The 12,004-nt window shown below is 46.1% G+C and carries 9 protein-coding genes; 3 read left to right on the forward strand and 6 right to left on the reverse strand.

Features of this window, described 5'->3' with window-relative positions:
- The first annotated feature begins 112 nt into the window (after positions 1-112).
- On the forward strand, positions 113-1,837 hold the full coding sequence (locus LEP1GSC061_RS03035; protein WP_016543601.1) for a methyl-accepting chemotaxis protein: 1,725 nt from the start codon (positions 113-115) through the stop codon (positions 1,835-1,837).
- A gap of 85 nt (positions 1,838-1,922) precedes the next feature.
- Here the strand turns inward: LEP1GSC061_RS03035 and LEP1GSC061_RS03040 are convergent, their stop codons facing one another.
- The 6 genes from LEP1GSC061_RS03040 to LEP1GSC061_RS03065 all read right to left on the reverse strand — a co-directional run bounded on the left by LEP1GSC061_RS03040 (position 1,923) and on the right by LEP1GSC061_RS03065 (position 10,668).
- Entirely contained in the window at positions 1,923-3,908 is a 1,986-nt protein-coding gene (locus LEP1GSC061_RS03040; protein WP_040508012.1) for an HD family phosphohydrolase, read from the reverse strand.
- Between the two features lie 213 nt (positions 3,909-4,121).
- A complete protein-coding gene (locus LEP1GSC061_RS03045; protein ID WP_016543371.1) occupies positions 4,122-6,473 on the reverse strand; it encodes a patatin-like phospholipase family protein in 2,352 nt (783 codons plus the stop codon).
- A 283-nt stretch (positions 6,474-6,756) separates the two neighbouring features.
- Complete coding sequence (flgE, locus tag LEP1GSC061_RS03050) at positions 6,757-8,151, reverse strand: flagellar hook protein FlgE (protein WP_016544155.1); 1,395 nt, start codon at positions 8,149-8,151, stop codon at positions 6,757-6,759.
- A gap of 30 nt (positions 8,152-8,181) precedes the next feature.
- Complete coding sequence (locus LEP1GSC061_RS03055) at positions 8,182-8,874, reverse strand: flagellar hook capping FlgD N-terminal domain-containing protein (protein WP_016544015.1); 693 nt, start codon at positions 8,872-8,874, stop codon at positions 8,182-8,184.
- 10 nt (positions 8,875-8,884) lie between these two features.
- Positions 8,885-10,348 (reverse strand): flagellar hook-length control protein FliK, encoded by a 1,464-nt coding sequence (locus LEP1GSC061_RS03060; RefSeq protein ID WP_016543913.1) that lies wholly within the window; start codon positions 10,346-10,348, stop codon positions 8,885-8,887.
- Between the two features lie 122 nt (positions 10,349-10,470).
- The gene (locus tag LEP1GSC061_RS03065) at positions 10,471-10,668 is read right to left on the reverse strand and encodes a hypothetical protein (RefSeq protein WP_016543667.1); all 198 of its coding nucleotides are present in this window, start codon (positions 10,666-10,668) and stop codon (positions 10,471-10,473) included.
- Between the two features lie 529 nt (positions 10,669-11,197).
- On the opposite strand from LEP1GSC061_RS03065, the gene LEP1GSC061_RS03070 reads away from it, so the two are divergent.
- Together LEP1GSC061_RS03070 and LEP1GSC061_RS03075 are read left to right on the forward strand one after the other, a co-directional pair.
- Positions 11,198-11,605 carry a hypothetical protein gene (locus LEP1GSC061_RS03070; protein ID WP_016543512.1) on the forward strand — a complete coding sequence of 136 codons (408 nt, stop codon included), beginning with the start codon at positions 11,198-11,200 and terminating at the stop codon, positions 11,603-11,605.
- Positions 11,602-11,997 carry a hypothetical protein gene (locus LEP1GSC061_RS03075; RefSeq protein WP_016544036.1) on the forward strand — a complete coding sequence of 132 codons (396 nt, stop codon included), beginning with the start codon at positions 11,602-11,604 and terminating at the stop codon, positions 11,995-11,997. Before LEP1GSC061_RS03070 ends, LEP1GSC061_RS03075 begins: the two co-directional genes overlap by 4 nt.
- The last annotated feature ends 7 nt before the right edge of the window (positions 11,998-12,004 follow it).

A 12,004-nucleotide genomic window follows, 5' to 3' on the forward strand; every position in this document is an offset into this window, starting at 1 on the left:
AGGTCCGCCGATCCGGCTTGACTTTTGTCATGCCGGCGCCCAAGATACGTCCCTTCGTAAAGCTCGATTCTCTATTTTCTATTCTTGGAAAAGAGCCTTTAAGGAAACGACGATGAACAAAATAATCAATCTTTTGGAGAGATTGGGGATCCGTACCAAACTCACCCTGCTTTTCGGATCCGTCATTCTTCCGATTAGCCTACTCGTATTTCTCGCCTTCATAAGTAATAAGGCTCGGATCACGGATATCACCAATATCCACAACGACCGTTTGGTTCCCCTCAAACTTCTGAAACAAATTTCTGATAATTATGCCATTTTTATCGTAGACTGTATCCATAAGACCAAAAGCGGAGAATTGAATTTCGAAGAAGGTATCAAGAGTTTGGATACTGCGGACTTGAAAATCCGAGATTCCTGGAAAACCTATAAGGAAACCCATCTGGTAGAAGAGGAAGTGCAAATCATAGGAGAATTGGAGCCCTTGTTTCAGGGAGCGGACCAAGTAATCGTAGAGGCCAAGAATATCATGAAGGCCCAGGATAGAGAGGCGCTTTCTCAATTCGCCTCTAAATCATTGTATCCTAGGATCGATCCTGTAACCGAGAAAATTGAAAAACTGATACAACTTCAGATTCATATCACGGAAGAGATTTCCGAAAACGCCGAAATCGAATACAAAGCAAGTTCCGTAGGCTTCGTGTTATTATCCACATTTTCCATAGCGTATATTCTATTCATCGCGATCGTTTTTTCCGTCCGTCTGATCCGAGGGCTAAAGCTGGTCACGAATTCCATTTTAAACGCGGACTTCAGCAATCCCATTCAGGTGGAGGAGGACGCCCAAAAGAAGGACGAGATGCACCTTCTTCTCATAGCGTTCCGGGATTTCCAAATCAAAGTCAAATCCATGCTTTCCACGATTTTAGTATTTTCGGAGAATCTTCTGGAATCTTCGGAGCAACTTTCCAAATCCAGCGACCATCTATCCGCAAACGCCCAATCCGAATCGGCGTCCGTGGAGGAAATCTCCGCATCGGTGGAAGAAATCAGTGCGGGAATGACCCAAGTAACACGTAATGCGGAATCTCAATACGAACTGATCGCATCGTTCTCCATCGAAATGAGAGAATTGGACGGATTGATCGGAGAAGTGGGAGAAGCCGCAAAAATCTCTCTGGGAAGAATTTCCGAAATGCATTCCAAGGTCGCAGCAGGAAGGGATACGATGGGCAACCTTTCCGAAAGCATGGCGAAAATCGAAAATAGTTCCGAGGAAATGCAATCCATTACGGCAATCATCAAAGAGATCTCCGAAAAAGTGAACCTCTTGGCCTTGAATGCCGCGATCGAAGCGGCTAGAGCCGGAGAGCACGGCAGGGGCTTTGCGGTGGTGGCAAGCGAAATCACCAGACTCGCGGAACAAACGGATCAAAGCGCAAAGACGATAGAAGATTTGATCCGGACCAGCAATTTGGAAATCCAATCCGGGCAAGGATTCGTGGATCATTCCGTAAAAGTCTATGCCGGAATTTCCGAAGGCCTACAGTTCGTTAAGGATTCCAGCGATAATATTGCGGGTATCATGAAACGCCAACAGGAGAAGAAGGAAAAAATACGAGGAGCGGTACAGGAAGTGGATTCCAAGTCGGAAGAAATTCGGGTCTCGGTCAGAGAACAAAAAGTTGCGATCTCTGAGACGGCAAACGCTGTATCTAATATTTCGGTCACCGTTCAGAATAGTGCTGCTAACTCGGAAGAGATCGCGAGTAGTGCCACGAGTCTTGTAGAAATAGCAAAGCGACTCCGAGAGACGATGAGTTTTCTCAAGGCTTGATACGGAGACTTTCGGTCCGCGAAACTACGCACCAGTTTTTTGATTAAAAGGAGGGTCTTATTCGAAAAAGTATATCAAAAATTTATTATTTAGGAATCTGACCCTGGTGATTCAATTTTTCCCAGATCTTCGCTTCCTTAAAGACTTTCAAGAGATCCCCGTCCAGATGGTTTTCTTTCGCTTCCATCTCGAGAATGTCCAAAGCCCTTTCTAAAGGGACCGCCTTTTTATAAGGGCGATCCTGATCGGTCAAAGCGTCGAAGATATCGCTGATCGTCATAATACGGGATTGGATCGGAATATCTTCTCCCGCGAGTCCCCGAGGATAACCGGTACCGTTCAATTTTTCATGGTGAGCGTGCGCGATCGTAGGAACCATCTTCAGGTCGTTAGTCCAAGGGATCTTACTCAAGAATTGAAACGTATGCTCCACATGGGACTCGATTTCCTTTCTTTCCTCGAAATCCAAAGAACCTTTCTTAATCGTAAGAAATTTAAATTCGTATGGAGAGATAAGATCCAAACTCTCCCCTTCCGTCGTAGTATATTGCATCTTCGCGATTTCTTCCAGAAATTGGGAATTGGCTTCTTCCAGAATCGAAGGCTCGTTGGATTGGCTGATGATCTGGAACATGGAGTTCAGACGCTTGCATTCTTCGGAAAACTCGAATTCCAAGGCCTTCTCGAAATCGACGTATCCGACAGTTCCGTGTTTTTTAAGATAATCCACCTTTCTATGGGCGAATTTCGTCTCGAAGTCTTTCTTTAAATACCTAAACCTCCAGTCGATCAAATCGACTTCCAGGTCCTCCAGCTTTTTAGCCTTAACGAGTACCTTTTCCCTTACCCCGACTTTTCCGAAGTCGTGCAACAAGGAAGCATAACGTATTTCCTTGATTTGTTCCTTGGAGAATCTTAAATCCTTGTATTTACCGAAATCGGCTCGATCGAGAGTCTCGGCTAACCCGACAGTCAATTGGGCTACTCGGAAGGAATGACCGCTCGTGGTCGGATCCCTAGCCTCGATCGCGTTTACGGAGGCGGTCACGAATCCTTCGAATAGGGTTTCGATTTCCCTAAGTAGATAGTTATTTTGAATGGCGACCGCAGCCTGCCCCGCCACTCCCAATACCAACTGCGCGGAATAATCGTCGAAAGGTTGGACCTCCTCTCCTTTCATCTGCTCTATCGATAATTTCTGGCTGAAATTCCTCTTACGATTGATGAGTTGCAGTACTCCCACAACATCCCCTCTATGCCCCTTCATGGGAACCACAAGCATAGACTTGGAATAATAGCTGGAGAGAATATCGAAACTTCCGTTAAAAGAAAATTCGGAACCTTCCGGTAGATTATGAACGTCCGGAATATTCAAAACCTTACCGGTCTCCGCTACGTAACCGGCGATACTCGACTTATTGATCGGGAGAATGAACTCCTCGCTATCTATACTCAAAGCGGATATCTTAAATCTCAGATTCTTAATGAACCCAATATCGTCCTGCTCTACCAGGTATAAGGATCCTGAATCCGCGTTGGAAATTTCCCTCGCGCTATAAAGGATTTCTCTTAGCAGTTTATCGAAGTCCTTTTCGTTGGCAAGACTGATGCCTATACGGGTCAATCGATTGATCTCGTATTTCGCCGTATTGATCTTATGTAGAAGATCGAACTGATCCGTGATCATCTGAAGATGCAGAAATGCGTTGGCAAAACTCTTAGAGAGATGCAGGTCCGTAGTATTTTCGGGTAGGATACCGAAAATCAAATCGTCCTCGATTTCGGTCTTCTTGAATCCCTCGTAACCTAGATCCGCATTCAGAATAAAACGACCCAAGATCAAAGGGTTCAAGCGCAATTGCTCCCGGATGCGTCGATTCTCCGCTTCGAGGCTGGTATCGTTTATATAAAAGACTATGTTGACGAACTGAGGAGAATCCCTGATTTCGGGGTAGTCGAAAAAGTCCTGCAGGCCTAGAAGTTCCGGCTGCATCTTAGTAAAGAGAGCCGATAACCTAGGTCCCAAGTTTTTGGAATCCGTCACGATATACTGCTTAAATTTGGATTCCATTCCTTCGGTCCATCCTAGTTTTTTTCCGAAATCGTGAAAAGGAGTTTTTTGGCCGTTCCGATCATACCCAAAAACCGAACCCCTCATATGCTCCGGTTAATCGACGAATGAACCCGATAAAATGATTCGGTCCCTTGTCGGATATCCTACATTCTATTTATCGTATCGGCTAATTCTAATATGATAATAATCCAATCGGATTATTTATCGGAATCAGACAGTCTTCTTATCCGAGTAAACCTTCTCCTTAACGATCCTGGACCATTCCTTAACTCTGGATTGGGAATGCTCGAAACCGATCTCGTATAACCTTCTGTATTCGTCCCAATCGAAAGTGGAAAAATCCCGGACAGGAAGCTCCACGAAAATATCCGAGACTTCCTTAGTATGGAGTAGGTTATTTCTACTGGAAAGAAGAAGGGATCGCATGAATAATTCCCCGATATTCGGATAGGAATATCTCTGCTCTTTAGATAGGAAACGATTTCCGATCAATTGGAGGGAAGAGGGTCCCTCACCAGGCTGCTTATTTTCCACCAAAGATCCGTAAGTCTGGTCCTTATTCGGCTGGGATCCAGTTCCCAAATCCACTGAGATTAAGATATCCGCTCCCCTTTCCCTTACTAGAGAGCCGGGCAAATTGTCCCAGAGTCCCCCGTCCACATAGAGAGCCCCTTCGTTATAAAACGGAGGAAAAATCCCCGGTAGGGAAGTACTCGCGCGAATGGCTTTCCATAATTCTCCTCGATCAAAGATCTTAGGACGCGAATGAGTGAGATCGCAGGCGACTGCGAGATAAGGAATCCAAAGGGTCTCGATTTTCCGATTCCCGAAGAATTCCCGAATAGCCTTGGAATATTTCGCACCTCTTAAGAGAGAAACGAAAGGCAAAGTATAATCCCGAGTGAGTTTAGCCTCGATCCAAACTTCCCGTATCAATCTGAGAGACTCTTCGAAATCGTATCCCATAGCGAAAAGTCCCGCCATTATCGAACCGGAACTCGTACCTCCTAGGATATCCACTGGAATCCCCGACTCGCTCAAGGCTCGGAGTACTCCCAAATGGGCGAACCCTTTGGCTCCTCCTCCTGCAAGAGCGACTCCTACCGCCTTACCTTCCATTCTTCTAGCGACTCGATCGAATTCTCCGGGGCGATTCTTTCGGACCAAATGCTTCTGCCCGGGTAGGAGTTCCAACATATTCTCCAATTCCGCCCATCTGGAATAGGAATCCTCCAAGTATATTACGGATTCTTTAATCGTTTCCGACATACTGGCGCCCCGGATCAGATTCCAGGCGTAAGAGTCCTCGGAAATCGGCTTATCCGGCTCGGCGAGGAGTAGAATCCGATCCGCTTGTCTAAGACTCGTCTCCACCCACAACGGGTCTCCTTCGGTTTCAACTTCGAAAAGTACCTTATCGAATTCCTTTTCCAATCCGGAAAACCATGCCAGTAAATCCGGGATGCCGAATCGATTTCCGTTCCTTTTGGATGAAACGGTACTCTTTATGAATCTACCCAGTTTTTCCTCGTTTACAAGCTGGGTAGAATCGAAGTATTTTAAAGATTTTGAAAGTTCTTTGGAAAAGTCCTTAAGAGGAAATCCTTCGGTAACGGGCACGAGTGCGATCGTATGCACTTTTCTACCGGACCTATGGGTCTGTTTATTGCGCTCTCCTAATCTTCTTGCGATCGTTTCGGTGATCGTAAACAAGGCTTCCGGAGACCTTGAAATGAAATCGCGGAATCCGTCCCTGGAGATTCGAATGACCTGCCCCGATCTGACGGCATATACGGATGCGGACCTAGGTTCGCCCGTCAAAAGGGACATCTCCCCTATAATATCGCCTTTACCGAATTCTCCTTCTCCGATAATATTTCCGTGTTCGTCCTCCAAGCTGAATCTGAAACGACCGGAAAGAATGATATATAACGAATTTCCCGGATCTCCTTGTCGAATCAATCTCTCCCCGCCGGGAACATAAAGCCACTGCAAATGAGGAGCCAGGCCGGAGAGTTTCTTACGATCGATATGAAATAAGAGCTCCAAATTCGAGATAAAACCCAGAACCTCGCGGGAATCAGGCTTGTAAGAAGCCATCCTAAAATAACGTTTAGTTTCTATTCTGTTATGAAAGGAAGACGCCGCTCGAGGAAATTTACTTTGCCATTTCTCCCAATTCTTTTTGGAAATGCGTACCGTCCGAATCGCGCTTAGAGATCGGATACCGAATCTTCCTTCGCTCCATCCGAAAAAACCCGCTTCTCCGAAATGGGACGGAGTGGAAAGATTTCGCATAATGAGTCGATCCGCCGCTTCGGAAGAGGCGAATTCCTCGCAGTTCCCCTCCAAAAGAAAATACAACCAATCGGATTTTTTTGCAGGTTCTATGATTACGGAGCTGCTTGGAAAATTTTTGGATTCGCAGTTTTCCGCGAATGCGGTCGACTCCTCATCGTTCCAGTTTCTGAATAATTCATGATTAAAACTTTGAATCTCGCGGAGCCAGCCGGAGTTCGTTCCCTTGGAGGATGCCAAGGCGTTTTTTCTTTTTCTTTTCACGGAATTCGGATCTCCTAGGATTCTCCATGGTATCGAGAACCCTTAAGTTCTTTGTATTTTCGCTTCCCTTAGATCCGCATGCGTTCGGACGATTTACGACGAACGTTACAGTCACATTCTCCAGTTTCGAGTTCTTGTAAATGAATTCGTAGATTGTAATTTTCCCTGGGGAGTTTAAGATCCTAACATTAGACCTCGGTCTCCCGAAGCTCCTAAAAAAGAAAAAGCGCTCCGGGAAAATTCCCGAGAGCGCTTCCAAAACGTTAGGAGATTGTCTTAGTTATTAGCGCTTGAGACCCAGAACTTCCTGGAGCATCTGGTCCGTGGTGGTGATCGTTCTCGAGTTGGCTTGGAAACCTCTCTGAGTTACGATCATATCCGTAAACTGGTCGGACAAGTCCACGTTAGACATTTCCAAAAGACCCGCGTTGATTTTACCTCTACCCGCAACGCCCGCTTCTCCGATCATCGGTTCTCCGGAGTTATTGGAAAATGCGAACATAGTGTCCCCCGCCTTATCCAAACCGGCCGGGTTATTGAATACAGCGGTTGCAATTCTAGCGAGAGGTTGTTTGATACCGTTGGAATAAACGCCGGTAATCGTTCCGGAATTGTCTATGGAGAAGGACTCCAGATATCCCATCGTGTATCCGTCCTGCTTAACCGCTTTCGTAGTAAAATCGGAGGAGAATTGAGTGATACCGTCCACCATTCCGGCCTCTCCCAAGGAAAGGTCGAAGCTCTGCGTCTGAGGATTTCCCGGAATCTTGAAGGAAACTTTCGCGTTGAGTTTACCGGTATTCATCATATCGGTTCCGTCGGATACGTAGACGATTTTACCGTCGGGGGTAAATCCGAACTCCAATTCGGTCAGGCCCGGTACCTGGGTATTCTGTCCGCCGGTTCCCGCAACATCCACGGAAAGTTGAGTCGCGTCAGTCAAAGAAACGCGGGCCTTCCAAGTATTCTCGCGAACCTTATAGAATTCCATTTTGAATTCCCTTTGTTCTCCCTGATCGTCGAATACTTTAATAGTAGTGACGTGTCCCCTTCTCGCCTTAGGATCCGGATCGTTGATCATGGCGGTGATCTCTTCCTGAGTTGCGTCGGGAGGAACGGCAGCGGCGGAGGAATTCAGGTTGGATCTGAAATCGATTTTGGAAGTTGCCTTTGCCGGTTCTTTAGAATATACAGGAATAATAATATCCTCAACGGATGCGGACGAGTTGATGTATTTGTTTCCCTTCTCGTCCAGACGGGAATTCCAACCTTGGACCTTTAGTCCGTTCGCAGGATTCACGTAGTATCCGTTCTTATCCAGGTTGAAAGCACCCGCTCTCGTATAAAATTGCTTATCTCCGTCCTTCACTATGAAGAAGCCTTCTCCGGAAATCGCAACGTCGGTGTTTTTTCCGGTGGTTTGCAATGCGCCTTGGGTCATGATCTTATCGATCGCGGCGATCAACGCTCCCAGACCAACTTGTTGCGGGTTTACCCCTCCGATATTTTCCTTAGGCTCGGAAGCTCCGCGCAATTCCTGGGAAATCATATCCTGGAAAGTAACCCTTTCCGTTTTGAAACCGTGGGTGTTAACGTTGGAAATATTGTTACCGATCACATCCATCCTAACCTGGTGGTTTTTCAGACCGGAAACTCCCGAATAAAGAGATCTCATCATGGCGCTTTTACCTCGAACCTTTCTATTTGATTAATAATTGCTATCGTTTGGTTTGCCCGGAAAACTCCAGCCCGGGGCACCTGTATTTGCTTCTTCGAAGCCTGTCGTTTCCTGAGAAGAATTTGCCGTTGCGTCTTTCAATTGACTACCGGGCATCGGATTCCCCTCTGCCTGCTGTCCCTTAGGAGCTGCTGTAGAAGTTCCCGCATTCTGCCCGGGCTCGGGTTGATTCAATACGCTCGGATCGGTGATCAGAGTAATCGCATCGATCTCCACCGTTCTTCCGTTCACACGCACGAAAGATTTACCTTCTCCGTCGAAAAACAGCGCTCCCGCCATTCCTACGACGTTCTCTCCCGTCACGAAGTCCGGACCGGATACGATCTTTCCTACCAGGGAGAAACTCTGGCGGTTCGTCATTTTTCCAATTCCCTGGGAGATATTATTCATTTGTTCCAAAGAGGAGAATTGCGCCATCTGCGCGATGAAGTCCTGATCCTTGACCGGATTCGTAGGATCCTGAGAAGATAATTGCGTGATTAAAAGCTTAAGAAAATCATCTTTTCCTAATGCTTTCGCGGTGGAACGTATTTCGATTCCTTGGAGACCGCTTTTTTCTTCCTTCTCCAATTTCTCGAAGTGGTTCTTTAAATTATAGCTTCTGTCTCCTTCGAGATAACGAGTACGGGTGGCTTCGTTGGAAACGGCGTTTGCGTCAGGCATTACTCTCTCCTTACACCAAAACGTTTAAGCGTCTTTCCGTATTCTTTTCGGCGGATTCCGAAATTTCTATAGAGTCAAGTTCGGAAACTTGCGAGCCTGAAGAGGAAGAAACGGAAGAAGAGACTCCCTCTGAAAATCCTTCCGAATCGTTGGCACGGTCCGAACCGGATCCGTTCCAGGAAAATTGCATCGAATCCTCGACTTCTATGCTCAAGGATTCCAATTGCAATCCTTGGTCCTTAAAATCCTTCTTTAATTGCTCCAGATCTCCGGCGAAGAGACGACGAACTTGATCCGACTCTACTACGATCTTTCCTTGGACACGATCCTCTTCCACGCTGATGCGTAGGGAAACTCGGCCCAGTTCTCTCGGATTCAAACGAAGAGTCGCTTCCGATCTACCGTTCTCCACTATATTCAATTTCGCGGATTGAACGAGTCTCTGAAAATTCTCCTTCATCGCGGAACGATCCGCCAAAGGAGTTGAGTTCGACTTGGCGCGAGCATTGGAAGAATTGGAAATCTCTGTAGATTTTTCCTGGATCCCCATCCCGGCTTTCAAAAGAGTCAAAGTGGTCTCCTGGCCCTGTCTCTGGGAGAATTCCTGGTTCTGGGCTCCTTTCCCGGAAGTATCGCCTTTGGATTCGTCCGCGGAAGCTACCTTGGAAACCTGAGCCTTGGAGATCTGAGAAAAAGATTCCTGCTTCTTCTCTCTTGTAATCTTCCAGTTTTCGGATTCGGGTATTATGTTTTCTTTATGAATTTCCTTTAATGCCGCTTGCGCCTTCTCTTCGTTAGCCGGTTTGGAGAATTTACGAACTTCCTCCAGATTTTTAAGACCTTCTTCCAGACTTTCCTTCTCGGGAGACTTTTTATTCTCCTTTAGGGGACGCTTTTCCGTTTCGAACGACGGTTTGGAATGCGAAGAGTGGATTTCCTCTTTCTCGGTTTGCAGAGTCGTTTCTTGTTTGGATTGCTTTACGATTTTTTGAACCGGCGCGGCTTCTTCCTTATTCTTGGGAAGTGCTTCCTTTTCATTCTTAGGTTCTAGATTGGCCAAAAAGGAAGTCATCTGAATTGCGAAAGGAGACTCGGGGTCTAATTCTTCCCATTCCAGATCTTCCTCGTCGGAGAATTCTCCGTTCTGGATCTTTTTTTTCTCAAGAAAGGAAACCTTATCGTCGGCCTCCGTTTCGGAATCTTCTTCTACGATTTCTTCTTCTTTCTCTTCCACTTCGGAGAATAGCTCGGGCTCTCTGACCTCTTCCTTCTCCTCATTACGTTCGATCCGAACTTCCGGAGTCTTTTGACCTTCCTCCAACGCTTTCTGAGAACGCAGTTGGATGGATTTCATCAGATCCATAAAATTCGGTCCGGAAGACGGGGCTGCCTTTTCGGAAAGTTGCGAAGTCTTATTCTCCGAAGCGATCTGTATCGCCTCTTCTCTGTTTGGTCCTTCCGTTCGAATCTGCATAACTTGCCCCTTGCAGTATAAGGATCGAAAGATCCGTGGATTCCTTGATATACTTAAAAGATTATCTTCTTCCTTTGTTTGATTATGTCGTATTAAGAATGATCCAGGAGAATGATTCGACCTTAATTGAACCCGGCCATCTCTTCCAGAATCCAGGAATGGGCTTCTTGGATCGTCTTGTGCAAATCGTCCAGTTTCTGGAGATCCATTTTTAGGGATCCATTTTCAAAATGCAGATGCACGTGCCCGCAATTGGCGCAAAGATCCACGACGAAATGGGCTCTTTCGGAAATGCGAATCGGGCGGCAGTATTCTTCCATATGATAATTACCTCGTTTTCAGTCATTTTAGTCCGGTATTTCCAAAGTCAATTGATTTTGAGTCTCAATATAATTTAATTGAAGCAAATTTCTGGGTCCCCTTGCGCATGGCCAAGATGTAGGAACTAAAAAACGGCGAGAATTCATGTTACGCCAAGCGCCCTCTCATCATCGCCCAAAGATACCGCTTATTCAGAATTCTATCCGAGTTTCCGGCAAACACGCTGCGCCTTCTTATTGAGATGCAAACCCGCATATTCCGCATTCCGAATAAGAATAAAATATTACAAATGAAGAATCCATATCCCAATTGAGATATAAATATCGCACTCCCATAACTATTTTTCAGGAAACCGTTTGAAAACACCTGCACTGTTTCATTTATAATGAAATTGTAAAATTAAATTCCTTAAAGAAATCGGATTCGGAAGCGTTTTCCATCGCGAAACCCGAAAAAAGATAGGCAGAACTATTCTCAATGGTTCCACTTTGGATAACGCATTCCGATTTTGCGTTAGGAATCATTCGGATGAAATTATATCTTTTCTCGCTTCTACTTCTGGGCTCCTTGTTTAGAGGTTGTGATTGCAATTTCGATCCTTGCGCCATTCCCGAAGTCAATCTTCTGAATTATCTTATCTACCAAGGACTCTACCCGCCTCCTCCGGTTTTTTCAGGCTCCTGCACTCTGCAAAACGATTGTATAGAATACCAAAATACCGTTTCGGAAGCGGATCACAAAAATATTTGCCAATTCCAAGGCGGGACTTATCAAAACGGAAATACCTGCGACCGGACGGGAAAACTCTACGAATGCTCCCTATTGGGCAAAGGAACGAGCTTAAGCGTCAAATATTACTATGGGAATTCTTGGGATGCTTCGGGCTCTTCCCAACACTGCCAAAATGTTTTAGAAGGGGATTATTCCGCTTTATGAAACGAAATACGCTATTCAACGCAGGCTCCCTAGTTGTCGCTCTAACGTTTTTCCTCTTCTATCTGTCCGCTCCACTACCTAACGATTCTCCCGGGTGTTGCGACAACCCGACTCCCATCATAGATTATGCTCCGAACCAAGCCTCTTGCGATTCTCCGGATACATCCAGTTGCTTAGACTGGAGCGTGGATCGAACCATGCCTGCGAACAAACTCTGCGCGTTATACGCTCCTTCTTCTCTGAAAGTGTCTTTTTGCGCGAATGCGAGAATCGCCACTTGCTATATCGGCGGATATTCCATCCGAAAGGCGTATTTCGGCACAGGCTCGACGCCATGGGATTTGAGTACGGCTACCGCAGATTGTACGAGTCTGGGCGGAACTATAGAATAGACTCTAA

This window comes from Leptospira wolffii serovar Khorat str. Khorat-H2, assembly GCF_000306115.2.
Lineage (GTDB): Bacteria > Spirochaetota > Leptospiria > Leptospirales > Leptospiraceae > Leptospira_B > Leptospira_B wolffii.

What these genes read in the sequence shown, in the direction of transcription:
- LEP1GSC061_RS03075 (WP_016544036.1), top strand. Translation starts at nt 11,602, where the DNA reads ATGAAACGAAATACGCTATTCAACGCAGGCTCCCTAGTTGTCGCTCTA.
- LEP1GSC061_RS03070 (WP_016543512.1), top strand. Translation starts at nt 11,198, where the DNA reads ATGAAATTATATCTTTTCTCGCTTCTACTTCTGGGCTCCTTGTTTAGA.
- flgE (WP_016544155.1), bottom strand. Translation starts at nt 8,151, where the DNA reads ATGATGAGATCTCTTTATTCGGGAGTTTCCGGTCTGAAAAACCACCAG.
- LEP1GSC061_RS03065 (WP_016543667.1), bottom strand. Translation starts at nt 10,668, where the DNA reads ATGGAAGAATACTGCCGCCCGATTCGCATTTCCGAAAGAGCCCATTTC.
- LEP1GSC061_RS03055 (WP_016544015.1), bottom strand. Translation starts at nt 8,874, where the DNA reads ATGCCTGACGCAAACGCCGTTTCCAACGAAGCCACCCGTACTCGTTAT.
- LEP1GSC061_RS03060 (WP_016543913.1), bottom strand. Translation starts at nt 10,348, where the DNA reads ATGCAGATTCGAACGGAAGGACCAAACAGAGAAGAGGCGATACAGATC.
- LEP1GSC061_RS03035 (WP_016543601.1), top strand. Translation starts at nt 113, where the DNA reads ATGAACAAAATAATCAATCTTTTGGAGAGATTGGGGATCCGTACCAAA.
- LEP1GSC061_RS03040 (WP_040508012.1), bottom strand. Translation starts at nt 3,908, where the DNA reads ATGGAATCCAAATTTAAGCAGTATATCGTGACGGATTCCAAAAACTTG.